General features: G+C 70.8%; 22 protein-coding genes and 2 pseudogenes. 14 read left to right on the top strand and 10 right to left on the bottom strand.

Going from position 1 to position 23,501, the window contains the following annotated elements:
- The 6 genes and pseudogenes from Q0480_RS10295 to iolB all read left to right on the top strand — a co-directional run.
- Window positions 1-279: pseudogene (locus Q0480_RS10295) on the top strand (sugar ABC transporter ATP-binding protein); the annotation flags it as partial.
- 64 nt (window positions 280-343) lie between these two features.
- Window positions 344-1,165, top strand: coding sequence for a TIM barrel protein (locus tag Q0480_RS10290; RefSeq protein ID WP_299132617.1), 822 nt, complete (start codon window positions 344-346; stop codon window positions 1,163-1,165).
- Window positions 1,166-1,192: 27 nt separating this feature from the next.
- Window positions 1,193-2,197, top strand: a complete 1,005-nt coding sequence (gene iolG, locus Q0480_RS10285; RefSeq protein WP_299132615.1) for an inositol 2-dehydrogenase — start codon at window positions 1,193-1,195, stop codon at window positions 2,195-2,197.
- Between the two features lie 11 nt (window positions 2,198-2,208).
- A complete protein-coding gene (iolC, locus tag Q0480_RS10280; protein ID WP_299132614.1) occupies window positions 2,209-4,134 on the top strand; it encodes a 5-dehydro-2-deoxygluconokinase in 1,926 nt (641 codons plus the stop codon).
- Entirely contained in the window at window positions 4,134-5,984 is a 1,851-nt protein-coding gene (iolD, locus tag Q0480_RS10275) for a 3D-(3,5/4)-trihydroxycyclohexane-1,2-dione acylhydrolase (decyclizing) (protein WP_299132612.1), read from the top strand. Before iolC ends, iolD begins: the two co-directional genes overlap by 1 nt.
- 59 nt (window positions 5,985-6,043) lie before the next feature.
- On the top strand, window positions 6,044-6,850 hold the full coding sequence (gene iolB, locus Q0480_RS10270) for a 5-deoxy-glucuronate isomerase (protein ID WP_299132611.1): 807 nt from the start codon (window positions 6,044-6,046) through the stop codon (window positions 6,848-6,850).
- A gap of 73 nt (window positions 6,851-6,923) precedes the next feature.
- On the opposite strand, the gene Q0480_RS10265 is transcribed toward iolB, so the two are convergent.
- From Q0480_RS10265 to Q0480_RS10255, 3 genes are all read right to left on the bottom strand, one after another.
- Entirely contained in the window at window positions 6,924-8,396 is a 1,473-nt protein-coding gene (locus Q0480_RS10265; RefSeq protein ID WP_299132609.1) for a hypothetical protein, read from the bottom strand.
- A 69-nt stretch (window positions 8,397-8,465) separates the two neighbouring features.
- Window positions 8,466-8,765, bottom strand: coding sequence for a nickel-binding protein (locus tag Q0480_RS10260; RefSeq protein WP_299132608.1), 300 nt, complete (start codon window positions 8,763-8,765; stop codon window positions 8,466-8,468).
- 94 nt (window positions 8,766-8,859) lie between these two features.
- Entirely contained in the window at window positions 8,860-10,623 is a 1,764-nt protein-coding gene (locus tag Q0480_RS10255; protein WP_299132606.1) for a winged helix-turn-helix domain-containing protein, read from the bottom strand.
- A 149-nt stretch (window positions 10,624-10,772) separates the two neighbouring features.
- On the opposite strand from Q0480_RS10255, the gene Q0480_RS10250 reads away from it, so the two are divergent.
- The 7 genes and pseudogenes from Q0480_RS10250 (at window position 10,773) to Q0480_RS10220 (ending at window position 17,262) form a co-directional block, all read left to right on the top strand.
- Window positions 10,773-10,982, top strand: coding sequence for a DUF1127 domain-containing protein (locus Q0480_RS10250; RefSeq protein WP_299132604.1), 210 nt, complete (start codon window positions 10,773-10,775; stop codon window positions 10,980-10,982).
- Between the two features lie 186 nt (window positions 10,983-11,168).
- Window positions 11,169-12,209: pseudogene (gene cysK, locus Q0480_RS10245) on the top strand (cysteine synthase A); the annotation flags it as partial.
- 39 nt (window positions 12,210-12,248) lie between these two features.
- Window positions 12,249-12,650 (top strand): glutaredoxin, encoded by a 402-nt coding sequence (locus tag Q0480_RS10240; protein WP_299132618.1) that lies wholly within the window; start codon window positions 12,249-12,251, stop codon window positions 12,648-12,650.
- 11 nt (window positions 12,651-12,661) lie between these two features.
- Complete coding sequence (locus Q0480_RS10235; RefSeq protein WP_299132602.1) at window positions 12,662-13,237, top strand: GNAT family N-acetyltransferase; 576 nt, start codon at window positions 12,662-12,664, stop codon at window positions 13,235-13,237.
- 305 nt (window positions 13,238-13,542) lie between these two features.
- Window positions 13,543-14,568 (top strand): hypothetical protein, encoded by a 1,026-nt coding sequence (locus Q0480_RS10230; protein ID WP_299132600.1) that lies wholly within the window; start codon window positions 13,543-13,545, stop codon window positions 14,566-14,568.
- Window positions 14,569-14,756: 188 nt separating this feature from the next.
- Window positions 14,757-16,784, top strand: a complete 2,028-nt coding sequence (locus tag Q0480_RS10225) for a 3'-5' exonuclease (protein WP_299132598.1) — start codon at window positions 14,757-14,759, stop codon at window positions 16,782-16,784.
- Between the two features lie 259 nt (window positions 16,785-17,043).
- Window positions 17,044-17,262 carry a hypothetical protein gene (locus Q0480_RS10220; RefSeq protein WP_299132596.1) on the top strand — a complete coding sequence of 73 codons (219 nt, stop codon included), beginning with the start codon at window positions 17,044-17,046 and terminating at the stop codon, window positions 17,260-17,262.
- Window positions 17,263-17,444: 182 nt separating this feature from the next.
- On the opposite strand, the gene Q0480_RS10215 is transcribed toward Q0480_RS10220, so the two are convergent.
- The 3 genes from Q0480_RS10215 to Q0480_RS10205 are packed head-to-tail and all read right to left on the bottom strand — an operon-like array spanning window position 17,445 to window position 19,389.
- A complete protein-coding gene (locus Q0480_RS10215) occupies window positions 17,445-18,260 on the bottom strand; it encodes an oxidoreductase (RefSeq protein WP_299132595.1) in 816 nt (271 codons plus the stop codon).
- 22 nt (window positions 18,261-18,282) lie between these two features.
- Window positions 18,283-19,056, bottom strand: coding sequence for an SDR family oxidoreductase (locus Q0480_RS10210; RefSeq protein WP_299132594.1), 774 nt, complete (start codon window positions 19,054-19,056; stop codon window positions 18,283-18,285).
- A 36-nt stretch (window positions 19,057-19,092) separates the two neighbouring features.
- On the bottom strand, window positions 19,093-19,389 hold the full coding sequence (locus Q0480_RS10205) for a YciI family protein (protein ID WP_299132593.1): 297 nt from the start codon (window positions 19,387-19,389) through the stop codon (window positions 19,093-19,095).
- A gap of 65 nt (window positions 19,390-19,454) precedes the next feature.
- On the opposite strand from Q0480_RS10205, the gene Q0480_RS10200 reads away from it, so the two are divergent.
- The gene (locus Q0480_RS10200; RefSeq protein ID WP_299132592.1) at window positions 19,455-20,072 is read left to right on the top strand and encodes a TetR/AcrR family transcriptional regulator; all 618 of its coding nucleotides are present in this window, start codon (window positions 19,455-19,457) and stop codon (window positions 20,070-20,072) included.
- Between the two features lie 174 nt (window positions 20,073-20,246).
- Here the strand turns inward: Q0480_RS10200 and Q0480_RS10195 are convergent, their stop codons facing one another.
- From Q0480_RS10195 to Q0480_RS10180, 4 genes are read right to left on the bottom strand one after another with little or no spacing between them, the layout of a single operon-like run.
- Window positions 20,247-20,774, bottom strand: a complete 528-nt coding sequence (locus Q0480_RS10195; RefSeq protein ID WP_299132591.1) for a phosphatase PAP2 family protein — start codon at window positions 20,772-20,774, stop codon at window positions 20,247-20,249.
- A 48-nt stretch (window positions 20,775-20,822) separates the two neighbouring features.
- Window positions 20,823-22,133: an ATP-binding protein gene (locus Q0480_RS10190; protein ID WP_299132590.1), complete on the bottom strand. Its 1,311-nt coding sequence runs from the start codon at window positions 22,131-22,133 to the stop codon at window positions 20,823-20,825.
- Window positions 22,133-22,795 carry a response regulator transcription factor gene (locus tag Q0480_RS10185; RefSeq protein WP_299132589.1) on the bottom strand — a complete coding sequence of 221 codons (663 nt, stop codon included), beginning with the start codon at window positions 22,793-22,795 and terminating at the stop codon, window positions 22,133-22,135. The genes Q0480_RS10190 and Q0480_RS10185 overlap by 1 nt, the downstream gene beginning before the upstream one ends.
- Window positions 22,796-22,808: 13 nt before the next feature.
- Window positions 22,809-23,405 carry a DedA family protein gene (locus Q0480_RS10180; RefSeq protein ID WP_299132588.1) on the bottom strand — a complete coding sequence of 199 codons (597 nt, stop codon included), beginning with the start codon at window positions 23,403-23,405 and terminating at the stop codon, window positions 22,809-22,811.
- Window positions 23,406-23,501: the final 96 nt, after the last annotated feature.

Below are 23,501 nucleotides of genomic sequence, written 5' to 3'. Positions count from 1 at the left end.
CTGATCCTCGACGAGCCCACCTCGGCGCTCGGCGTGCGGCAGACCTCGAACGTGCTCGCGACCATCGACCGGGTGCGCAAGCAGGGGATCGGCGTCGTCTTCATCACCCACAACGTCCGCCACGCCATGGCGGTCGGCGACCGCTTCACGGTGCTGAACCGCGGCAAGACCCTCGGCACCGCCGCCCGCGGCGAAATCAAGCCGGAGGAGCTTCAGGATCTCATGGCCGGCGGCCAGGAGATGGCCAACCTCGAAGGCTCTCTCGGCGGCACGATCTGACGAACCCGGCGTCCGGCCCTTCGGGGCCGAGCACCCTCCATGCCCTTCATCCACCGGAGCAACCATGCCCGCCGCACCGCTCTTCCGCGACGTTCCCTTCCCGCTGGCCGCCAGCGCGGAGATGCTGTTCCGCGGCCTGCCCATCCTCGACCGGGTGAACCGGCTCAAGGATCTCGGCTTCCTCGTCGAGATCTGGGACTGGACGAAGCACGACATCAAGGCCCTCGCCGGCACCGGCGCGACCTTTTCCTCCATGACCGGCTATGTCACCGGAACGCTCGCCGACGACGCCGGCGCCGACGAGCTCATCAGGACCGCCCGCCAGTCGGTTCCGGTGGCGAAAGAGCTCGGCATCCCGCGGCTCAACCTTCACGGCACCGGGCTCGACGGCAAGGGCCTGCCGGTACAGCCCTGCGAGGTCGTCACCGGGGCGATGTGGCTCAAGGCCCGCGACACCCTGAACCGCGTCGCCGATCTCGGCGAGGAGGCCGGCGTCACCTTCGTGCTCGAGAACCTGAACCTGCCGGTCGACCACCCCGGCACGCCCTTCGCCCGGGCGGAGGACACCCTCGCCCTCGTCGCATCGGTCGACCGTCCGTCGCTGCGGCTGATGCTCGATCTCTACCACGCCCAGATCGGCGAGGGGAACCTGATCGAGCTTTGCCGCCGGGCGCTGCCGTTCATCGGCGAAATCCAGGTCGCCGACGTCCCCGGCCGCTGCGAGCCCTTTACCGGCGAGATCAACTACCCCGCCATCGCCCGCGCGCTGCGCGAGATGGGCTATTCCGGCGTCGTCGGCCTCGAAGGCTTCGCCTCCGGCGACGACGAACTCGCCCTCGAGCGCTTCCGCGAGGCCTTCACCGTGCCGGCGCTCGTCGCGGCCTGAGCCCCCTTTGCCCAGAAGGAAACGACCATGACCGTCCGCTTCGCCCTCCTCGGTGCCGGCCGCATCGGCAAGGCCCATGCCCGCGCCGTCTCCGGCAACCCCGACGCCACGCTCGTCGCCGTCACCGACGCGCTGCCTGACGCGGCCGCGGCTCTCGCGGCCCAGTACGGCGCCGAGGTCCGCGGCCTCGACGCGATCGAGGCATCCGGGGACATCGACGCGGTGCTGATCTGCACCCCGACCGATACCCACGCCGACCTGATCCAGCGCTTCGCCAGGGCCGGCAAGGCGATCTTCTGCGAGAAGCCGGTCGACCTGTCGCTTTCGCGCGTCCAGCAGACGCTGAAGGTGGTGAAGGAAACCGGCGCCACGCTGATGGTCGGGTTCAACCGCCGCTTCGACCCGGACTTCCGCGCCGTCAAGGACGCGATCGACGCCGGCCGCGTCGGCAAGGTCGAGATGGTGTCGATCACCTCGCGCGATCCGGGCGCCCCGCCGGTTTCCTACATCGCGCGCTCCGGCGGACTGTTCCGCGACATGACCATCCACGACTTCGACATGGGCCGCTGGCTGCTCGGCGAGGAAGTGGACCGGGTGATCGCGACCGGCTCGGTCCTGACCGACCCCGAGATCGGCAAGGCCGGCGACATCGACAGCGCAACGGTGATCCTCCTCACCGCTTCGGGGCGGCAATGCGTCATCTCGAACTCGCGGCGGGCGACCTACGGCTACGACCAGCGCATCGAGGTGCTGGGCGAGAAAGGCGCGGTCTACGCCGAGAACATCCACGAGAGCACGGTGCAGGTCGCTACCGCCGAAGGCTTCTCCCGGCCGCCCATCCTGAACTTCTTCATGGAGCGGTATGCCGACGCCTACGCCGCCGAGATCGCGGCCTTCGTCGCCGCCATCGGCGAGGGTCAGGAGCCGCCGGTCACGGGCGAGGACGGGTTGCTGGCCCTGGCGCTGGCCGACGCGGCCGTCAAGTCGCTGGCCGAGGGCCGCGTCGTGAAGGTCTCCGAGATCATCGGGTAAAGGGGGCGGATATGGCGAAAACTCTGGATCTGATCACGATCGGGCGGTCTTCGGTGGACTTGTACGGCGACCAGATCGGCGGTCGGCTGGAGGATATGGGGAGCTTCTCGAAATATATCGGCGGCTCGCCGACCAACATCGCCTGCGGCACGGCGCGGCTCGGGCTGAAGAGCGCCGTCATCACCGCCGTCGGCGACGAGCATATGGGGCGCTTCATCGTCGAGCAGCTGGCGCGCGAAGGCGTCGACACCCGCGGCGTCAAGATCGACCCGGATCGGCTGACCGCGCTCGTGCTGCTCGGCATCCGCGACGACGCGCGCTTTCCGCTGATCTTCTACCGCGCGGACTGCGCCGACATGGGGCTGACCGAGGCCGACATCGACGAGGATTTCGTCGCCTCGGCCCGCGCGGTGCTGGCCACCGGCACCCATCTCAGCCATCCACGCACCGCGGCGGCGGTGCTGAAGGCGCTGGAACTCGCGAAGAAGCACGGCGCCCGCACCGCCCTCGACATCGACTATCGCCCGAACCTCTGGGGCGTGGCCGGCCACGGCGAGGGCGAGAGCCGCTTCGTCGAGAGCGCGGCGGTGACGGCGAAGCTGCGGGCGACGCTGCGTCTCTTCGACCTGATCGTCGGCACCGAGGAGGAGTTCCACATCGCCGGCGGCTCCACCAACACGCTGGAAGCGCTGCGCGCGGTGCGCGCCGTCTCCGACGCGACGCTGGTCTGCAAGCGCGGCGCGCGGGGCGCCTCGGCCTTCGTCGGCGCGATCCCCGCGAGCCTCGACGACGGCCAGACCGGCCCCGGCTTTCCGATCGAGGTCTTCAACGTGCTGGGCGCCGGCGACGGCTTCTTTTCCGGCCTGCTGCGCGGCTGGCTCACGGGCGAGGACTGGCCGACCAGCCTGAAGCTCGCCAATGCCTGCGGCGCCTTCGCCGTCTCGCGCCACGGTTGTACCCCAGCCTATCCGTCGCTGACCGAGCTCGACTTCTTCCTCGGTCGCGGCGTTCTTCGCCCGGATCTGCGCAACGACCAGCCGCTCGAACAGATCCACTGGGCGACCAACCGGAGCCGCGAGCATGGCGGCGACTTCTCGACGATGCGGGTCTTCGCCTTCGACCACCGGATGCAGCTCGAGGAGATGGCGGGCGCCAGCCCCGAGAAGATCGGCGCCTTCAAGCAGCTCTGCCTCGCCGCCGCCCTCCGGGTCGCGGACGGCCGCCCCGGCTATGGCATCCTCTGCGACAACCGCCTCGGCCGGGCGGCGCTGCACGCCGCCTCCGGCTCGGGCCTCTGGATCGGGCGGCCGTGCGAATGGCCGGGCTCGCGGCCGCTGGAACTGGAGCCCGAACTCGGCGCCGACTGCGGCGGCCTCGGCGAATGGGCGCGCGAGGACGTGGTCAAGGTGCTCGTCTTCTGCCACACGGACGACGACGCGGCGACGCGGAGCCGGCAGGAGGCGACGGTCCGGCGGCTCTGGGAAGCCTCGCGCCGCAACCGGCTCGAATTCCTGCTCGAGATCATCCCGTCGAAGGTCGCCCCGGTGGACGACATGACCACCGCGACGCTGATCCGGCAGTTCTACGCCGCCGGCATCTTCCCCGACTGGTGGAAGCTCGAACCGATGACCTCGCGCGCCGCCTGGGCCAATGCCATCGCGGCCATCGAGGAGAACGACGCCCATACCCGCGGCATCGTCGTGCTCGGCCTCGACGCGCCGGAGGCCGAGCTGGGGCTGAGCTTTGCGACGGCGGCGGGCTTTCCGCTGGTCAAGGGCTTCGCCGTCGGGCGGACGATCTTCGGCTCGGTCGCGCGCGACTGGATGACGGGCGCGATCGCCGACGACGCGGCGGTGGCGGAGATGGCGCGGCGCTACGCCCGGCTCTGCGGGCTCTGGGACGAGGCGCGGGCGTCGGCGACGGAAGCGGTGGCGTGATGGACGGGAGCGAGACGATGGACACCATCCGGCTGACGGCGGCGCAGGCGATGATGCGCTGGCTGAGCGTGCAGATGACCGAGGAGGGGACGCGCTTCATCGAGGGCGTCTGGGCGATCTTCGGCCATGGCAATGTCGCCGGCATCGGCGAGGCGCTGCACGGCATCGGCGACAGCTTGCCGACCTGGCGCGGCCAGAACGAGCAGACGATGGCGCATGCCGCCATCGCCTACGCCAAGACCACGCGGCGGCGGCGGGCGCAGGCGGTCACCTCGTCGATCGGGCCGGGCTCGCTCAACATGGTGACGGCGGCGGCGCTCGCCCATGTCAACCGCCTGCCGGTGCTGTTTCTCTGCGGCGACGTCTTCGCCAACCGCCGGCCCGACCCGGTGCTGCAGCAGATCGAGGATTTCGACGACGGCACGGTCTCGGCCAACGACTGTTTCAAGCCGGTGGTGCGCTACTTCGACCGCATCACCCGGCCCGAGCACATCCTGACCGCGCTGCCCCGCGCGCTGCGCACCATGACCGACCCCGCCGACTGCGGCCCGGTCTGCCTCGCCTTCTGCCAGGACGTCCAGGCCGAGGCCTGTGACTATCCGGTCGCCTTCTTCGAGCCCCGCGTCTGGCGCATCCGCCGGCCCGAACCCGACCCGGCGGAGGTCGCGGCGGTCGTCGCGGCGATCCGCGCGGCGAAGGCGCCGGTGATCGTCGCGGGCGGCGGCGTGCTCTACGCGCAAGCCGACGACCTGCTCGCCGACTTCGCCGCGCGCCGCAACATCCCGATCGTCGAGACCCAGGCCGGCAAGGGGGCGACGGGCTTCGAGCATCCGATGAATTTCGGCTCACCCGGCGTCACCGGCTCGGCCTGCGGCAACGCCGCCTGCGCCGCGGCGGATCTGGTCATAGGCATCGGCACGCGGTTCCAGGACTTCACCACCGGCTCCTGGACGGTGTTCGCCAATCCCGACCGCCGCCTCGTCTCGATCAATGTCCACGGCTATGACGCGCTGAAACACGGCGCCCTCGGCGTGGTCGGCGACGCGAAGGTGACGCTCGGCAAGATCGACGCCGCCCTCGGGGACACCCGTTTCGGCGCGGCCGACGCCAAGGCGCGGAGCGACTGGCACGCGACCGTGGCGAAGGTCACCGCCGCCCCGGCGAGGGACGCCAACAAGCTCCCGTCGGACGCGCAGGTGATCGGCGCCGTCCAGCGCATCGCCACCGGGAATACCGTCGCCATGTGCGCCGCCGGCACCATGCCCGGCGCGCTGCAGGTGCTGTGGCAGGCGGCGAAGGGCGGCTATCACATGGAATACGGCTTCTCCTGCATGGGCTACGAGGTCGCCGGCGCGATAGGGATCAAGCTCGCCGATCCCTCGAAGGAGGTGATCTGCTTCGTCGGCGACGGCAGCTACATGATGGCGAACTCCGAACTGGCGACGGCGGTGATGCGGCGGGTGCCCTTCACCATCGTGCTGACCGACAACCGCGGCTATGGCTGCATCAACCGGCTGCAGCAGGCTTGCGGCGGCGCCGAATTCAACAACATGTACAAGGACTCGGCCGTCGCGGCGCAGCCCGAGATCGACTTCGTCGCCCACGCGGCATCGATGGGCGCCCATGCGGAGAAGGCGCGCGACATCGCCGATCTCGAAGCGCGCATCATCGCCGCCCGCGGCCGCGACATCCCGAGCGTGATCGTCATCGATACCGAGGCCGTCTCCGGCACCGGCGCCGGCGGCCACTGGTGGGATGTCGCGGTGCCCGCGGTCGGTGGGCCGGAGCGGCTCGAGAAGGCCCGCGCGACCTACGCCGCCAACAGCGCGCGCCAGCGCGTTTTCAACTGACACCGGGGCAGCCCGGGTCCGAGCGTCCCGGCGCCCCGCCCCTATCGAGGAACGAACCCATGTCGCCGCTCATCCGCAAGCCGTTCGGCACCCATGGCAAGGTGCACGAGATCACACCCGCTTCCGCCGGCTGGCGCTACGTCGGCTTCTCGCTCTACCGGCTCCGGGCCGGCGACAGCGCCACCGAGGCCACCGGCGACCGCGAGGTCATCCTCGTCATGGTAGAGGGCAAGGCGCGGATCGAGGGCGCCGGCCAGGACTGGGGCGTCCTAGGCGAGCGCCGGTGCGTCTTCGAGAAGACGCCGCCGCACTGCCTCTATCTGCCGAACGGCAGCGACTGGAGCGCCACCGCCGAGACCGACTGCGTCCTCGCCGTCTGCGCGGCGCCGGGGCGCGGCGGCCACCCGCCCCGGCGCATCGGACCCGACGGCATCACCCTGACCACGCGCGGCAAGGGCACCAACACCCGCCACATCAACAATATCGCGATGGAGAACGAGGACTGGTGCGACTCGCTCCTCGTCACCGAGGTCTTCACCCCCGCCGGGCACTGGTCGTCCTACCCGTCGCACCGCCACGACGAGGACGACTTCCCGCGCATCACCTATCTCGAGGAAACCTACTACCACCGCCTGAACCCGAAGGACGGCTTCGGCATCCAGCGCGTCTATACCGACGACGGCCTCCTCGACGAGACGATGGCGGTCAGGGACGGCGACGTCGTCCTCGTGCCGCGCGGCCACCACCCCTGCGGCGCGCCCTACGGCTTCGAGCTCTACTATCTCAACGTCATGGCCGGCCCGCGCCGCAACTGGCGCTTCGTCCCCGCCCCCGAGGTCGACTGGATCATACAGCGCGACGCCTGAGGGCGGTCATGGCTCCCACGGCGAGCCACCCGCGCGGGGGCCTTCCGCTGGCGTCCTGGTCCGGGAGGCGGCGTCACAGGATGAAGTCGGCGGCCGACAGCACGATCGAATGGGCGCTGTCGCGGAGCGCGACCGAGAAGTCCGCGATGCCGTCGCCGTTCGTGTCGGCCTCCACGACCTCGCCGGCGCCGGAGAAGACGGCGCGAAGCTCGCCGGCGTGGCCGGTGAAGGCGGTGTGCATGCCGATGAAGCGGAAGGCGTCGTTGCCGGCCCGGGTGCTGTCGGCATCCATGGGCGCGAGGTTGATGACATCGACGAAGTCCTCGAAATCGGTGATGACGTCGCGGGTGGCGGCGGTGACGCCGCTGTCGGTGCGCGCGGCGAAGTCGAAGCTGTCGGCCTCGCTTCCACCGGTCAGAACGTCACGCCCGGCGCCCCCGACGAGATTGTCGAAGGACGCGCCGCCCGAGAGCGTGTCGTCGCCGCCATAGCCGAACAGCATGTCGGTGCCGCCGTTGCCCTTGAGAACGTTCGCCACGCCCGAGCCGTGCAGCCGGTCGCCCGCCGCGCCGCCGGTGGCGTTCTCGAAGCCGGTGATCCGGTCGAGGCTCGCGCCCGCCACCGTCGCGCCCGTCGCGGTCTGGGCCGCCATGTTGCCGCCGCTGGTCGAGACCGGGCCGAGACCGTGCGCGACGCTGTCGAGATTGACCGCGACCGCGACCGTGCTGGCGCTGGCGTCGTATGTGTCGACGCCCCCGCCGCCCGCGACGGTGTCGGCGCCGTCGCCGCCGCCGTTGCCGGTGGCGATGTAGCGGTCGCCCCCGTCGCCGAGTGCCACGCTGTCCGCGCCGTCGCCGTCCTGCACCCGCTCCGCGCCGGTGCCGCCGGCGAAGCGGTCGTTGCCGGCGCCGAGGTCGATCAGGCCGGCGATACCGCCGCTGACGGTCACGCCCGCCCGGGTGACGAAGTTGGTCAGCACGTCGGCGCCGTCGCCGAGGCCGACGTCGCCGGTGATCGCGCCGCCATTCGTCAGCGTGTCGGTGCCGCCGCTGAGAAAGACGCCGCCGGTCAGCGTGCCGGTGTTGGTGACGGTATCGGCGGCGAGCCCGAGCGAGTCGCCGATGGCGATCGGCGCCTCGATGGTGCCGCTGTTGACGATGGTGTGGGTCGCGCCCTTGTCGACCTGGATGCCGTAGAAGGTGGTGCCGACGATGGAACCCGCGTTCTCGACGGTGGCGGCGCTGACGAGCGTGATGCCCATCTTGCCGCTGACGCTGCCCTCGGCGCCGATGGTGACGCGGGAGCCGTCGGCGCCGGGGGCGAGGAGTATTCCTTCCTCGTAGGTCGAGACGACGCTGCCGGCGACGGAGACGGTCCACGCCCCGGTGCCGCCGAGATAGGCGCCGATGCCGAGGCGGTTGGCGACGAGGAAGGCTCCGGCGTCGACGGTCAGCGAGTCGGGGCCGGCGCTGTCGGCGGCGAAGGCGTGGGCGCGGAACACGTCGGTATAGACGCTGGTCGCGGGGGTGATGCGGTAGGCGGTCATGGCGGGGCTCGCTCAAGGCTCGGGGAAAGGGGGATCAGGGGCGGCGGCGCCGCCCCCTTCGGGCAGCGGTCAGGCCATCGCCATCTCGACCGGGTCGGGCCGGATGATCGCGGTCGTCGCCACCTCGTAGAATTCCTCGCCGGGCATTCCGACGCGGGCGGCATGGGCGCGGATCGCGTCGCCGTTCTCGGCCTGATAGATGCAGAAGGTGCCGATGCGCCCGTCCGCCTCGTGGACGACATAGCTGCGGATCCAGCGGATGGTGTCGGGAAACTCGTCCTCTCCGACCTGCGCGGACTTGGCACCGGCCGCTTCGAGCTCGGCGAGGTTCGCCCAGGCGCTGGGGCGGCGGATGACATAGAGCTTCATGGGTGTTCTCCCTTGCGGGCGGCCTCGGGAGGCCGCGGGTTCGCCACGGGGATCGTGACGGGGAGAAGGTGCCCGAGGCGGGGCGCGCGCGTCCTTACCGGGCGCTGATCCTTGCCTGATCTTTCGCGAGCCCCGCGAGGAGGGCGTCGATTTCCACCAGCAATCGATGGGCGCCGTCGCGGGCGGTCGTGAGCCGGGCGGCGGCGAGTTCGGTCACCGCCCCGGCGGCGTCGCCCGCCGCGAGATGATCGCGCGCGAGCATGAGGCGGACGCGGGCGGCGTGGTAGTCGAGCCCGGCCGCGGTCCAGAGCTGGCGGGCGAGGAGGAGCAGGCGCCGGGCCTCGGCCGGGTCGGGCGAGAGGGCGGCGCGGGTCTCGTCGAGCAGCGCCTGGATCGCCGGTTGCGGCCAGCGCCCCGGGCTCGCCTCGATCTCGGCGAGGAGCGCCGAAGCGACCTCCGGCCGGCCGCCGAGGGCGGCGATCCGCGCCTTGTTGACAAGGAGATAGCCGCGACGTTGCAGGTGGAACCAGCTCCGCCCGGCCAGCGCCCGGTCAAGGGCGGCGAGCGCGGCGTCGGTCTCGCCCGCCTCGAAGAGCAGGACGGCGTTGCCCGGCTCGGCGTCCCAGCCAACGGCGTAGGCGGCGGCGTGGTCGGCGCGGGCGGCGTCGAGCTCGCCCATCATCACGCGGATGTCGCCGCGGACGCGCAGGCCCTCGCCGATGCACCAGGCCTCCTCGTCGACGAGCTTGTCGAGCGCGCGCTCGATCCGTTCCAGCGCCTCGGGCAGCGTCTCCCTGGCCCCGAGGATCTCGGCGCGGTGCAGGTCGCACGCGCCGGGCGGCGCCGCGAAGCTCGCCTCGCACCAGGTCTCGAAGCCCTGGCTCCACTGCCACGCGCGCTCCCAGTCGGCGAAGGCGCGGGCGCTCCACAGGATGTTGCAATAGACAAGGCTGCCGGTCACCGGGTCGATCTCGCCCGAGAGCGCGATGGCGGCGGCGTGGTTCTGCTGGGCCGCCCCCTCGCCGACATGGCCGAGCGAGAGGTTGTAGAAGCCCTTGTAGGCCAGCGTCAGCGCCCGGAGCCCGCGGTTTCCCGACCGCTCGGCGAGTGTGACCGCCTCGCTCGCGAGGTCGAGCGCCGCGTCCGCGTCGCCGCCGAAGGTGGCGAGGCGCGAGCGCATCCACAGCAGGTATGCGCGCACACCGGGGTCGTTCGCGCCGCCGAGGAGCGACTCCGCCCGGTCGAGCCAGCCACCGGCCACGGCGGAGGCGCTGCGTTCGAGCTCGATCTTCGCCAGCGTCACCGCGGCCCGCGCCGCCCCGAGCGGCGTTCCGGCGGCCTCGTGGGCGGCCACGGCGCGGGCGAGGAGCGGCAGCGCCAGCGCCGGCCGGCCGCCGCATTCGACGGCGAGCGCCCAGAGGTCGATATCCTCCGGCGTCAGCCGGTCGGCCGGGATCGCCTCGAACAGGGCGCGCGCGCCCGGCCAGTCGCAGGCCCGGACGCGGCGGTGGGCCTCGCCGCGCGGGTCGGCGACCGGCGGCCCCTCGGGCGCGCCGAAGTCCGGGTCGAGACCGAACCGGTAGCCGTGGCGGACGAAGCTGCGGATCGCCTTTTCCATCCCGCCGGCGGCCAGTGCCCGGCGCGCGAGGCTGACCGCGCGCTGCAGCGACGCCTCGGTGACGGTGAGGTCGGGCCAGAGCGCGTCCATCAGCTCGTCCTTCGGCACCACCCGCCCGGCGTTCCGCACGAGATAGGCGAGGAGGTCGAAAACCAGCGGCTGCACATCCTGCGGCACGCCGCGCAGCGTCAGGCCGCGGGCGTCCTCGTCGAGTTCGAAGGGGCCGAAGGACGTGGGCAAGGGGCACCGGCCGGCTGAAATGCTCCGCGATGATAAGCCAAAGATCGGCCCGCGGTAAGGACCGGCCGCGACCCGCCGCGTTAAAAGTCTCTCCATCGAGCATCGGGCGCCCTGCCCGTCCCCGCCGAGACGCAACGAAGGTGACAATCATGACGATCCAGACCCCCACCGCCGCCGCTCCGGCCGGCGCCCCGATCCTCCGGGCGACCCGCCGCTGGCTCCGCGCCCGCCTCGCCGCCCTGCTCCGCGCCGCGATGGAGCGCGACGCTCGCTACCGCGCCGAGCGCCAGCTCGCGCGGATGGAGGATCATCTGCTCCGCGACATCGGCCTGACCCGCGACGACGTCCGCCGCCTCTGAGCCGGAGCCCCCCCGGCCGGCGACCGCGAACCTTCGCGAAAAGGACCGGCATGTCCGGTCGCCCCGCCTCCCCGGAGGGCGACCGGCGGGCGGCACCCTTTCAATATCGGATACCTGATCATCGCCGCGCTGGACGAAACGCCCCGCGTCCCTGTTCGCGCACCCTTTCTCACGGAGGACACCCCCATGCCCGCCCTTCACCCCGACATCCTCGCCACCATCGGCGACACCCCCGTCGTCCGCCTGAACGCGCTCGCCCCCGCCCAGGCCGCGCTCTACGCCAAGCTCGAGGCGTTCAACCCGATGGGCTCGGTCAAGGACCGCCTCGCCCTCGCCGTCATCGAGGCGGCCGAGCGCGACGGGTCGCTCCGCCCCGGCCAGACCGTCGTCGAGGCGTCGAGCGGCAATACCGGCATCGGCCTCGCCATGGTCTGCGCCGTCCGGGGCTATCCCCTCGTCGTCGTCATGGCCGAGAGCTTCAGCGTCGAGCGCCGGCGCCTGATGCGCTTTCTCGGCGCCCGCGTGGTGCTGACCCCCGCCGCCGAGAAGGGCACCGGCATGGCCGCGAAGGCCCGCGAGCTCGCCGAGAAGCACGGCTGGTTCCTCGCCCGCCAGTTCGAGAACGAGGCGAACGCCGAGGCCCATGCCCGCACCACCGCGCGCGAGATCCTCGCCGCCTTCGAGGGCCGGCGGCTCGACGCCTTCGTCACCGGCACCGGCACCGGCGGCACGCTGAACGGCGTCGCCCGCGTGCTGAAGGCCGAGCGGCCGGAGGTGCGCATCATCGCCTGCGAGCCCGACAACGCCCCGATCCTCGCCAGCGGTATCGCACAGGCGCGGGCGGCGGACGGCAGCCCGGCGGCGTCGCACCCGATGTTCCGCCCGCACCTGATGCAGGGCTGGAGCCCCGACTTCATCCCGAAGCTGACGCAAGCCGCGCTCGACGCCGGCCATGTCGACCGCGTCTTCGGGGTGAACGGCGCCGACGCGATGGCGGGCGCCCGCGATCTCGCCCGGCGCGAGGGCATCTTCTGCGGCCTCTCGGGCGGCGCCACCTTCGCCGCCGCCCGCGCCGTGGCCGAGGAGATGCCGGCGGGGAGCGCGATCCTCTTCATGGTGCCCGACACCGGCGAGCGCTACCTCTCGACCCCGCTCTTCGCCGACATCCCCGAGGATATGACCGGGGAGGAGCAGGAGATCGCCGCCTCGACCGAGGACTACCGCATCGGCGGCCCGTCGCGACCCGCCGCGCCCGCGGCGGCGCCGGTGGAGCCGAGCCCGGAGGCCGTCGCCTGGTTCGAGGCGGCCATCGCCGATCCCGAGGCCCCGGTCGTGCTCTTCGCGCTCGAATGGTGCGAATTCTGCTGGGCGCTCCGCAAGTTCCTCGCCGCCCGCGGCATCCCCTTCCGCTCCGTCGATCTCGACTCGGTCGCGATGCAGGCGGGCGAGCTCGGCACGGCGCTCCGCCCCGTCCTCCTCGCCCGCACCGGCGAGCCGACGATCCCCCAGCTCTTCGTCGGCGGCACGCATGTCGGGGGCTGCACCGCGACCTTCGCCGCCCACGACGACGGCGGTCTCGACGCGCTCCTCGCCAGCCACGGCGTGCCGCGCGGGCGCGACCATGTCGACACCGGCGCGCTGCTCCCCAAATGGCTGCATCCGCGGTAAAGGAGGAAGTGATGAGCGAGCCAACCATCCACCAGGCGACCGAGCCCGACGACATCGACGCCGTCCGCGGCCTGATGCGCCGCTATGTGGCCTGGCACTACCAGCGCCACGCCGCGCACCGCGCGATGCTCGACCGCTACTTCGACCCGGCCGCCTACGAGGCCGAGCTCGCCGGACTCCCCGGCCAGTTCGCGCCCCCCGCCGGCCGCCTCCTCCTCGCCCGCGTCGGGGCCGAGCCCGCCGGCTGCGTCGCCCTCCGCGATCTCGGCGGCGGCGCCTGCGAGATGAAGCGGATGTTCGTCGCGCCCGAGCATCAGGGTCACGGCCTCGGCCTCGCTCTCGCCGAGCGGTTTCTGGCCGAAGCCACGGCGGGGGGGTACAGCGTCGCCCGTCTCGACACGGGTCCGCTCCAGCACGAGGCGCACCGGCTCTACGCCCGCCTCGGCTTCACCCGGATCGCGCCATATTATGACGTCGATGCCGAGATGGCGGGGTTCCTGCTCTTCATGGAGCGCCGGCTCCTCGTGAGGAAAGCGGTCTGGCGCGACCCGCTCCAGCCGCAGGCGCGAAGCGCAAGACCCGCGTGAGGGCTGGACGGGATCAGACCCGGGCTTCGGCCGGGCAGTCGCGGGGAACGACCGCCGTCCGACGATGCTCCGCGCGAGCGGAGACCGTTTCCACCAGGATCTCGGCGGGCGCGGCCCCGGTCACCGGATATCCGACGATGCCCGGAAGGAACCGGTGGCTGGGGAGTTTGTCGAGGCGCTGGTGGCCCATGCCGCCACGCCCTCAGGAAACAAACCCGCGCGGGACCGCCGGCGGCTCGGAGGCGGGAATGCCCGACGACCGGGGGAGCCTTTCGCAAGGACTGGACGAACCAAAGGGACGAGCAATGTCCTTTCCCAGCCGGTCGGTGCTGGCGGCACCCGCGGCGCTGCCGGAACGGCGCGAGATGCGCCCAATCGGCGACCGATGGTTCCCGGCCGAGAGACCCGGTCGGTCGCGGGATCCCATTTCGCCCGGCGCATCGCCTCTGCGGCCTGCCGCGGGTGGCTCGGTCGAACGATCCGCCGCCGTCGGCATCAATGGCGAGCTGATCGACGAACTCGACGCCTCCCGCGGCCTGCGCTCCCGCGAGGCCGAGGCGGAATCCTACGTCGAGGCCATCCTCGAAAACCTCCGCCGCGCCGGGGTCCACCAGAAGGACAAGGGCGACCGCATCGCCTTCACCTCGCTGAAACCCTGGCCGGGCGAACTGGTCTGCGCCGAAGGCCGCTACCCCGAGGGCGACCCGGACAGCCCGACCGAACGCCGCGCCGCCATCTTCATCGGCCCGGAATACGGCACCGTCCAGCGCGCCGACCTCGTGGCCGCGGCGCGCGAGGCGGCGGAGGCCGGCTTCGACGTGGTGATCGCCTGCGCCTTCAACTTCGACGCCCACGCCTCCGAATTCCACCGCCTCGGCCGCGTCCCCGTCCTTCAGGCCCGCATGAACCCCGACCTGCACATGGCCGACGCGCTGAAAGCCGGCGGCGGCAACCTCTTCACCATCTTCGGCGAGCCCGACGTGAAGATCCACGACGACGGCGCCACCCTTCGCGTCGAACTCAAGGGCGTGGACATCTTCAAACCCTCCCTCGGCGAAGTCGCCTCCTCCGAGCCCGACGAGATCGCCTGCTGGTTCATCGACACCGACTATAACGAGGAGTCCTTCTTCGTCCGCCACGCCTACTTCCCCGCCGCCGACCTCCCCTACAAGACGATCCGCACCACCCTGAAGGCCGAGATCGACGAGGACGCCTGGGAAAGCCTCAAGGCCACCGTCTCGCGACCCTTCGCGCGCCCGAAGTCGGGGCGTATCGCGGTGAAGGTCATCAACCACCTCGGGGACGAGGTGATGAAGGTGTTCGGGGTGTAAGGCATGGGTGCCCGCGCCCACCCGCGTTCTCGTCACCACCGATCCGCGCGCATCGTGGAGGACGGCCCGACCCTGACGGCCGGTCCGCGCCCGAAAAACGTATGCATGGTTTGTGCATGGGTTGTGCATCGGTCGTGCATCGGCGGTGCCTCGTCAAACCTCGGCGAAAACAGGAATATTTTCCCCCGATGACCCTTCGCATCGCCGACACCTTCACCGCCGCCCTCGACCGCCTGACCGCCCCGGAAAAGGCCGCGGCGAAGCAGGCCGCCTTCGACCTCCAGGTCGACCCCAGCGCCCCCGGCCTCCAGCTCCACCGGGTCGAGCGCTCGCGTGACCGCGATTTCTGGACCGCCCGCGTCACCCGCGACCTGCGCATCGTGCTGCACAAGCGGTCCGGCGACACGCTCCTCGCCTGGGTCGGCCACCACGACGCCGCCTATGCCTGGGCCGAGCGCCGCCGGCTGGAGACGCATCCCGCGACCGGCGCGGCACAGCTCGTGGAAGTTCGCGAATTCGTTGAGGAAATTCGCGTCGCCGTTCCCGCCCCGGCGGCTTCGCCGCCGCTCTTCGCCCGCGCGCCGGAGGCCACGCTGCTGCTCTGCGGCGTCCCGCCCGACTGGCTGGCGGATGTCCGCGCCGCCACCGACGAGACCCTCCTCGACCTCGCCGACCATCTCCCGGCCGAGGCGCTGGAAGCCCTGATCAACCTCAGCGCCGGCATCCAGCCCGCGGCGCCGGCCCCGACCCCGGACCCTTTCGAGCACCCGGACGCGCAGCGCCGCTTCCGCCTGCTCGCGGATTCCGACGAACTCGCCCGCGCGCTGGAGGCCCCGTGGGAGAGGTGGACAATCTGGCTCCACCCCGCGCAAAGATCCTTCGCCGACAAGGACTTCGCCGGCCCGGCGCGCGTAACCGGCAGCGCGGGCACCGGCAAGACCATCGTCGCCCTCCACCGCGCCCTCCGCCTCGCCCGCGCCGATCCCGCCGCCCGCCTGCTCCTCACCACCTGGAGCGAGCGCCTCGCCGATGGTCTCCGCGCCAAGCTGCGCCTGCTCGCCGCGCCCCCGAACCTTCGGGTCTCCGACCTGCGCTCCGCCGCGCTGGCCGAGCACGAACGCCTGCTCGGTCCCGTCCGCGTCGCCACCGCCCTCGATGTCGCCGCCGCCCTCGCCACGGCGGCGGAGGGGGCGTCGGTGGACCCGGCTTTTCTCCGCGATGAATGGCGGCTGGTCGTCGATGCCCGCGCGGTCCGGGACGCCGCCACCTATCGCGACATGCCCCGTCACGGCCGCCGCGTCCGTCTGACCGGCGACCGCCGCGACGCGCTCTGGACCGTCTTCGCCCGCGCCCGCGCCGCCCTCGCCGCCCGCGGTCTGAAGACCTACGCCGAGGCCCTCCACGACACCGCCGCCGCCCTCGCCGCCGAGGCGGCGCCGCCCTATGACCACATCCTCGTCGACGAGGCCCAGGATCTGACGCTGGCCGAACTCCGCTTCCTCCGCGCCGCCGTTTCCCGCGAAATCAACGGCTTGTTCTTCGCCGGCGACATCGGCCAGCGCATCTTTCGCCCGGCCTTCGCCTGGGCCGCCGAAGGTGTGGAGATCCGCGGCCGCTCCCGCGCGCTCAAGGTGAACTACCGCACCTCCCGCCAGATCCGCCGCCGCGCCGACCTGCTGCTGCCGCCGCGCCTTCTCGAACTCGACGGCGCCGAGGAGGACCGCGCCGGCGTCCAGTCCGTCTTCGACGGCCCCGCCCCGGAGATCCGCGCCTTCCCGACCGAGGACGCCGAGAGCGCCTTCGTCGCCGACTGGCTCGCCGCGCTCGTGGCCGATGGTATCCGTCCCGAGGAGATCGCCGTCCTCGTCCGCTCGATCGACGAATTTCCCCGCGCCGAGCGCGCCATCGCCGACGCCGCCCTCGACGCCGCCCGCCTCGTCGGATCCGCCACCGCTTCCGCCGGCCGCGTCGCCCTCGCCACCATGCACGCCGCCAAGGGTCTCGAATACCGCGCCGTCGCCGTCATGGCCTGCGACGCCGCCGTCCTGCCCGCCGCCCGCCGCCTCGCCGCCGCGACCGACGAAACCGCGCTCGCCGAAACCTACGCGACCGAGCGCCACCTCCTCTACGTCGCCGGAACAAGAGCCCGCGAACGCCTCCTCATCTCGGGAAAATCTCCCACCTCCACCTTCCTGACCGACCTCCTCGCCCCCTGACCCCCTCCACCACTTTCCGCTATCACCAACTCGACCGCCATCGAAGTCGCTGCGAACCCGACTCGCGCCCAGCCGCATCCAAAGTCGGGCGCCGTCGCAGCAGCTTTCAGGATGAAGTCACCAGCCCGGCAAGTCGAAGCGGAGAATGTGCCGTCATTGACAGGCTCCCGAACGCGAAAGCGGCATTGGCGCAGACTGGCTTTTCTGGCCCGAGTCGGCCGCGAATCCTCCTCTCTACCGGACAAGAGGAGACCCGTTGATGTCCCGACCGATGCCCAATCCCGACGACACGGCCACCGCGCAGTTGTCCCTTCAGGACGAGTTGCAGGCGCTGTTCGAGCAGCAGGGTGACCTTGGCCGGCGCAGCATCGTGCTCGCGACGCGCGCCGACGTCGAGATCGCCGACCTGAAGGTTCAGGTGGAGGCTTCCGCGGCCGAACTCGCCGACCCTCGGGACCATCGCCTCCGTCGCCGATGATCCCGTCGCCGGCCTGCCCCTCCGGACCGATCGACCCGGCCATGCCCGAGCTCGCGCTGGCCCCGCCAGCTACACCACGCAAAGGAACACCACCGGGTCAGCGGATCACGATGTTCCAACAAGCGATGCGAACGGCCGGCGGGCGGGGACGGGTTTGACCGACGGATGTTGTCGGCTACGCGTCAAACCGGGAGCCCCATCTGCTTGCGCAGGCGCCTGTCAAAGGCCGCGGCGGGCACGAAGCGGCGCGTAACGCGCAGCCTCCGGGCGGTCTTGCTGGCCGGGTAGCGCAGCCTCGGCGCTTTGGCGGTCGCGGCGGTCACAACGGCGGCGCCCACTACGTCGGGCGAGTCGCCGGTCTGAATTGCGGTGTTCCACAGCTTGATCGCGGCGGCGCGGGCGGCATCATAGATTGCCATCATCCGGTCCGGCTCGGGGGCGTTGTGGTCCAACCCGGTGCTGGTAAAGGCGGGCTCGACCAGCAGCACGCGGATGCCGAAGCCGCGGACCTCATGGTCCAGCGATTCCGAATAGCCTTCGACCGCGTGCTTGGTCGCGGTATAGAGTGTGCTGAACGGGCTGGGGATGAACCCAACCACGGAGCTGATGTTGACGATCCGACCGGTCTTTTGCCGGCGCAGGATCGGCAGAACGGCGTTGGTAACACGGATCATGCCGAAGACATTGGTGTCGAACAGCGCCTTGGCCTGATCGATGGACGATTCCTCGGCCCCGCCAATCAACGCGCTGCCCGCGTTGTTGACCAGAACGTCGATGCGGCCGGACTGCCGCGTCACCTCCGCCACCATCCGCGCCACGGACACATCGTCGGTCACGTCGCAGACCAGCATCGTCAAACCCGGCGGCGGCGAGGCCACGGGTTTCCGGCTGGTGCCGAAGACGCGGTAGCCGGCCGATTGCAGCGCCTTGGCGGTGGCAAGTCCGATGCCGCCCGCCGCGCCAGTGATCACGGCTGTGCCGCGGGTGTTGGTTGTCATCTTGCGCATCCTTTCAGGGTTTTCAGGCGCGATAGCGCGCGCCGGGCTCAGCGTTGCTGAACCCACCGGCCAGCGTAAGCCGCGCCTGCTCGAAGGCGGTCCAGGTCGCCTCGTCCGGCACGGCGGGAATCGTCACCAGCTCCTTGCGGTCGAAGCCAACCAGGGCGGCATCGACCAGCGCCTCGACCTCCATCACGTTCCGCACGGCGTTGATGTCGCCGCCCGCGCGGTCATAGATTTCGGTGCGGGTGGCCGCCGGCAGGACGGCCTGAACCTGGATGTTCTTTCCGGACACCTCGGTCGCAAGGCTCTGTGAAAGCACCTGCACGTAGGCCTTGGTCGCGGAATAGATGCCGGGCGAATACTCCGGCAGCAGCCCCAGAACCGAGCCGACGTTGATGATCGCGCCATGGCCGCGCGCCACCATGCCGCCGACGACGGCCTGCGCCAGCAGGGTCGGCGCGCGCACGTTCAGGCGCAGCAGCTGGTCGAGCCGCTCCGCCTCGGCGGCCAGGAATCCGCCCGGAACCGCGGCGCCGGCGTTGTTCACCAGGATATCGACCGGCGGGTCGCCGCGCAGGCGGTTGGTGACGCTGGCGAGTTGGGCGTCGTCGGTCAGATCGGCCGTCAGCACGTCGATGGTGACGCCGTGCGTTCGGCGCAGCTCGGCGGCGAGCGCGTTCATCCGGTCGGTAGCCCGGGCGACGAGCACGAGGTCATGGCCACGGGCGGCCAGGCGGCGTGCGTAGACTGCGCCGATGCCGCTGGAGGCGCCGGTTACGAGGGCGATGGACATCGTGGTTTCCTTGGAGACGTGGGGCGATGTGCCCGGTCAGCCGCGCACTTTCAGATGCGGCATGGGGAAGTGTTCGTAGTGACCTGCGCCGTTCCGGACGATCGGGTCCCGTGCGGTCAGCTCCGCGATGTCATGATCGTCGGCGATCCTGTAGAGCGAGACGCCATAGCCGCCGGCCGGGTCGATGACCGGGCCATGCGCGACAACGACGCCCTGTTCCAGAAGGTCGTCAAGAAATGCGCCATGCTGACCCATCCAGGCGCGCTCCTGCTCGGTCATCGTGGCCAGGAAATCGGCGCGAGGCGGGATGTACTTGCAAAGATAGGACTTCATTCCGCGGCCAATCCTTGATCCGGGATGGATCTTATGATTACGATCGTCATCACACCACTCATATGATGATGATCGTAATCATTGTCAACAGCAAAGGTTGGGTCATCGTGAAAATCACCAGGGAGCAGGTCGAATTGAACCGCGCCCATGTCATCGACACGGCGGCGACGCTGTTCCGCGAACGTGGGATCGACGGCATCGGCATCGCCGATCTGATGAAGGCGGCGGGGATGACGCACGGCGGCTTTTACCGACAGTTCAGGTCCAAGAATGATCTGGCGGCGCAGGCCGTCGCCCACGCGGTCGAAGGGACCAGTTCGGAGATTTCCGCTGTTCTTGATGGGGCTGATGACCCGCTCTCGGCCCTGGTGCGGTTCTACGTCTCGCCCGAGCACCGCGACGCACCTTCCAGCGGATGCAGCCTTGCAACGCTTGCCATCGACGCCGCGCGCAGCACCGACCCGGCCTTGCAGGCGTTGTTCGGCGATTTGATCGGCAAGTACATCGCGCTCTTGACCACGCTCGTCCCGGGCGACGGCCGGGTCGCCCGCGAGGAGGCCATCGCCACATTGGCCGAGATGGTCGGGGCAATCATTCTGTCGCGCGCGGTGACGGACCGGGCCACTTCGGACGAGATCCTGCGGGCGGTGGTGAACGATTTGCTGACACGTCACGCGGAGTGAGGTCATCGCGGTTCACGCCGTCACCAGCCAGAGACGCGCAACAACCGCGCCGCAAGTGACGAGAGTCGTCGCTGATCTCCTTCGCTTGCGCACGGATGCCGGCGCTCTGCCCGGATCGTCGCGTAAACTGCGACTTGACCACTGCCATCCCGCTTCGTCAGGAATCGGCCGCCTTCAGAATTGGAACTCGTAGACAAGTCCGAAGCCGCCCCGCGGCGTGGAAGTGACCTGTATACCTGTCGAGAGCGCGCCAAGCGCGGCCCCGGCCGCGACCTGGAGCAAGGTGTGCTCATCGGCATCCAGCCGCGAAGCCGCCACGAGGGCGGTCGCCGCCGCGCCCGCCGCTGCGACCGCCCGGTTGCCGGGAGCGCAATGCACAGCGAGATCGGTCGCACCGGATGCCGCCGCCGCGGTGTGACCGGAAGGAAAGCCGTGCGACTGCCCGTTTGGCCGCTGATTGATCTGGGCGCCGCCGAGGCCGTACTTCAGCCCTTGCGTGGCGGCCGTCAGCGCGACGAAGCCGGTGGCATAGCTCGCGAGCCGCCGCTGCTTCGTCGCGCAGGCGGCGGCCGCGAGCGGCAGGACAATCTCCAGCACGTCGCCGCTCGTCGTAAGCCAGTCGTCAGCCCGCGCGCCTTGCGGCTGCGTCGCCAGCGCACCGAGCAACCCCGCGGCCAGCCCCAGGGCCCTAGTCCCGTCCATTGTGCGTCCCGTACCGCTCGATTCGGGCGGGACAATCGCGGTCGCGACTTAGGGCCGACTTAGGGGTTTGTCCTGGCGAAACCGCATCCGGGCCTCGACGCCACGGCGGTCAGTCCGGTTGGCGAGATCGAGGGTGATCCCATGGCGTCGGGCAATCAGGTCAGCGATGGCGAGGCCGAGCCCGCTGCCCTCGGCCTCCTGCCCGTCGACGCGGAAGAAGCGCTCGAAAAGCCGGGGCAGAGCATCGGCCGGTATGCCGGGCCCGGTGTCGAGGACGCGGATCAGCGGCCCCTCCGGCGTGGCCCGCATCTCGACATCGACGGTGCCGCCCTCGGGCGTGTAGCGCACCGCGTTGTCAAGCAGCGTCTCGATGAGCGTGCGGAAATCCTCGCGATCGCCCAAGATATCCGCCTCCAGTTCCGCCACCAGCCCCAGGTCGATCCCTCGCGCAATCGCCAGCGGCGCCAGCGCGCCGATCGTCTCGCGAACCACCTCGGCCAGCGGTACGCGCGCGCTTGCGCGGCGGGGGCCGGCCTCCTGCCGCGCCAGACGCAGGAGCTGGCCCACGAGTCCCGAGGCGCGCCGGACAGCCGCCTCCACGAAGGCGAGCCGCTCCTCCCGCATCCCGTCATCCCCGGCGGTGCGCAGGTTGCCGATCTCGAGCGTCAGCGCCGCCAGCGGGGTGCGGAGCTGGTGCGCGGCGTCGCTGACGAAGGCCCGTTGCTGGTCCATCAGCGCCCGAAGCCGTGCGAGGAGCCCGTTCATCGCGCTGACGAGCGGTCGCACCTCCACCAGCACCTGGCTCTCCGGGATCGGCGTCACGTCGGCGGCGTCACGCGCGGCGATGACCCCGGTCACCGCCTCCAGCCGGCGGAAGGTCCGCCGCAACACGACGTCGACCACGATCCACACCATGGGGATCAGCAGCAGCAGCGGCAGCAGCGCCGCGATCGCCGCGCCCTGCGCCATCTCGCGGCGCACCTCGTGACGCTGGCCGACCTGCACCGTCCGATCGGGCAGAGCGAGGGCGAAGACCCGCCAGATGTTCCCGGCGACCGAGAGGTCCGAGAAGCCGGTCTCCCCCGCCGGCGGAAAGCGGCAGGCCGCCGGCGCGCACACCTGTGCCCGGCCGTCCGCGAAACGGATCTCGACGATCAGGTCGTCCTCGCCATCATGCGGCGGAAGCTTGCCCGCCAGACGCTCGGCATTGCCGACGAGCTGCGCCATCTGGCGCAGCTGCAGGTCGAGGAACTCGTTCGCCTCGCGCCCGGCGATCCAGTAGGAGGCGAGCCCCGCGACGACACCGACGACGGTAAGCAGCGTGGCGAGCGTCAGGATCGTGGCGCGGCGCAGCGACATCAGGGGCGCGGCGGCACCAGCCAGCCGACTCCGCGCACGTTGCGGATCACCTCCGCCCCGAACTTGCGCCGCACGTAATGGATGAGCACGTCGATCGCGTTGCTCTCCACCTCGTTGCCCCAGCTGTAGATCCGGTCCTCGAGTTGGCTGCGCGACAGGATTTGCCCCGGCCGTTCCAGCAGCGCCCGCATCAGCGCGAACTCGCGGGCCGGAAGCACCTCGTTGCTCTCGCGGAAGGTCAGCTGCCGGGTCGCGAGGTCGAGTCTGGTCTCGTCGGTACCGATCACCGAATGCGCATGCCCCGCCTGGCGCCGCAAGAGCGCCCGCATCCGGGCCAGCAGTTCCGTCATCTCGAAGGGCTTCACCAGGTAGTCGTCCGCCCCGAAGTCGAGACCGCGCACCCGGCTCTCCAAGTCGTCGCGGGCGCTCAGCACCATCAGCGGCACCCGGTCGCCGCGCAGCCGGAGGCTCGCCAGAAGGTCGAACCCGTCGCGCAGGGGCAGCCCGAGGTCGAGCAGCACCAGCGCGTGCGTCGCGTCCCGGAGCGCGCCCTCGCCCTCCTCGCCGTCGCGCGCCCAGTCGACCTCCATGCCGGCGCCAGCCAGCGCCCGGCGCAGCGCGTCGGCTATCATCCGGTCGTCCTCGATCAGCAGGATACGCAATCGCCGGACCCTCTCAGACTCGCCGCACCCGGACGAGGCGCACAACATACCAGAGCACGAGGAGCGCCACCACGAGCGTCGAGACCGGGTTCACCCACCCCTCGACGCGGGTGTACTGACTTTCCAAAAGAAAGCCCGCCACGGCGAGCGCCCCGGTCCAGAGCGCGCTTCCGGCGGCGGTGAGCGCCAGGAACGACGGCAGCGGCATCCGGGCCACCCCGGCCGGGATCGAGATCAGCGTTCGCACCGCCGGGACCATCCGACCGAGCAAGACCATCCGGCCGCCATTGCGACCGAACCAGACCGAGGCGGTGTCCACGTCCTTCGGCGAGACCGTCAGCCAGCGCCCGTGCCGCTCCGCCATTCGGCGCAGCCGCGCCTCGCCGAAGCGACGCCCCACCCAGTACCAGAAGAGCGCACCCGCCACAGAGCCGGCGGTGCCGACGACGATCGCAAGCGGAAGCGACATGGCACCCTGCGCGGCGAGAAAGCCGGCGAGCGGCATCACCAACTCCGACGGGATCGGCGGGAACAGGTTCTCGGCGAGCATCAACAGGAAGATGCCGAGATATCCTCCATTCCCGAGCAACATCACAACCCAATCGAACATGCTCACTCCCCATTCGCGCCGACCGACTGCTGGACGCGAAAACTTATACCAGCCGCCATAAGTCATGACACCTTCGCCCACGCTCGTCTGGAAACG

The organism is uncultured Amaricoccus sp. (assembly GCF_937891315.1).
Classification (GTDB): Bacteria; Pseudomonadota; Alphaproteobacteria; order Rhodobacterales; family Rhodobacteraceae; genus Amaricoccus.
Note: the sequence above shows the minus strand (reverse complement) of the source record. Positions and strands in the feature narration are given on the sequence as shown.

Coding starts and splice junctions, on each gene's coding strand:
- Q0480_RS10220 (WP_299132596.1), top strand. CDS start 17,044: ATGTCCCGACCGATGCCCAATCCCGACGACACGGCCACCGCGCAGTTG.
- Q0480_RS10180 (WP_299132588.1), bottom strand. CDS start 23,405: ATGTTCGATTGGGTTGTGATGTTGCTCGGGAATGGAGGATATCTCGGC.
- Q0480_RS10190 (WP_299132590.1), bottom strand. CDS start 22,133: ATGTCGCTGCGCCGCGCCACGATCCTGACGCTCGCCACGCTGCTTACC.
- Q0480_RS10250 (WP_299132604.1), top strand. CDS start 10,773: ATGACGATCCAGACCCCCACCGCCGCCGCTCCGGCCGGCGCCCCGATC.
- iolG (WP_299132615.1), top strand. CDS start 1,193: ATGACCGTCCGCTTCGCCCTCCTCGGTGCCGGCCGCATCGGCAAGGCC.
- Q0480_RS10195 (WP_299132591.1), bottom strand. CDS start 20,774: ATGGACGGGACTAGGGCCCTGGGGCTGGCCGCGGGGTTGCTCGGTGCG.
- iolB (WP_299132611.1), top strand. CDS start 6,044: ATGTCGCCGCTCATCCGCAAGCCGTTCGGCACCCATGGCAAGGTGCAC.
- Q0480_RS10205 (WP_299132593.1), bottom strand. CDS start 19,389: ATGAAGTCCTATCTTTGCAAGTACATCCCGCCTCGCGCCGATTTCCTG.
- iolC (WP_299132614.1), top strand. CDS start 2,209: ATGGCGAAAACTCTGGATCTGATCACGATCGGGCGGTCTTCGGTGGAC.
- Q0480_RS10230 (WP_299132600.1), top strand. CDS start 13,543: ATGTCCTTTCCCAGCCGGTCGGTGCTGGCGGCACCCGCGGCGCTGCCG.
- Q0480_RS10215 (WP_299132595.1), bottom strand. CDS start 18,260: ATGACAACCAACACCCGCGGCACAGCCGTGATCACTGGCGCGGCGGGC.
- Q0480_RS10235 (WP_299132602.1), top strand. CDS start 12,662: ATGAGCGAGCCAACCATCCACCAGGCGACCGAGCCCGACGACATCGAC.
- Q0480_RS10265 (WP_299132609.1), bottom strand. CDS start 8,396: ATGACCGCCTACCGCATCACCCCCGCGACCAGCGTCTATACCGACGTG.
- iolD (WP_299132612.1), top strand. CDS start 4,134: ATGGACGGGAGCGAGACGATGGACACCATCCGGCTGACGGCGGCGCAG.
- Q0480_RS10290 (WP_299132617.1), top strand. CDS start 344: ATGCCCGCCGCACCGCTCTTCCGCGACGTTCCCTTCCCGCTGGCCGCC.
- Q0480_RS10210 (WP_299132594.1), bottom strand. CDS start 19,056: ATGTCCATCGCCCTCGTAACCGGCGCCTCCAGCGGCATCGGCGCAGTC.
- Q0480_RS10260 (WP_299132608.1), bottom strand. CDS start 8,765: ATGAAGCTCTATGTCATCCGCCGCCCCAGCGCCTGGGCGAACCTCGCC.
- Q0480_RS10200 (WP_299132592.1), top strand. CDS start 19,455: ATGATGATCGTAATCATTGTCAACAGCAAAGGTTGGGTCATCGTGAAA.
- Q0480_RS10225 (WP_299132598.1), top strand. CDS start 14,757: ATGACCCTTCGCATCGCCGACACCTTCACCGCCGCCCTCGACCGCCTG.